The sequence below is a fragment of the Buttiauxella sp. S19-1 genome, assembly GCF_022134725.1.
GTDB classification, from domain to species: Bacteria; Pseudomonadota; Gammaproteobacteria; order Enterobacterales; family Enterobacteriaceae; genus Buttiauxella; species Buttiauxella ferragutiae.
The window spans coordinates 1-304 of sequence record NZ_JAHWLU010000293.1 but is presented as its reverse complement, the minus strand read 5'-3'; the positions used below and the strand labels follow the sequence as shown (position 1 = coordinate 304).

2 rRNA genes are annotated in these 304 nt (G+C 49.0%); both read left to right on the top strand.

Going from position 1 to position 304, the window contains the following annotated elements:
- Window positions 1–92, top strand: a 23S ribosomal RNA gene (locus tag MES37_RS24630); the annotation flags it as partial.
- A 111-nt stretch (window positions 93–203) separates the two neighbouring features.
- Window positions 204–304: ribosomal RNA gene (rrf, locus tag MES37_RS24625) — 5S ribosomal RNA — on the top strand; the annotation flags it as partial.

Here is a 304-nt window from a genome sequence, read left to right as displayed (position 1 = left end):
AACGTTGAAGACTACGACGTTGATAGGCTGGGTGTGTAAGCGTAGCGATACGTTGAGCTAACCAGTACTAATGATCCGTGAGGCTTAACCTTACAACACCGAAGGTGTTTTGGTTGAGAGACTATGATATTTGATTTTCAGCTTGAACCGAGATTAAGTTGATGGTTGTGTGGATAACACAACGGTTAACAAAACAGAATATGCCTGGCGGCACTAGCGCGGTGGTCCCACCTGACCCCATGCCGAACTCAGAAGTGAAACGCCGTAGCGCCGATGGTAGTGTGGGGTCTCCCCATGCGAGAGT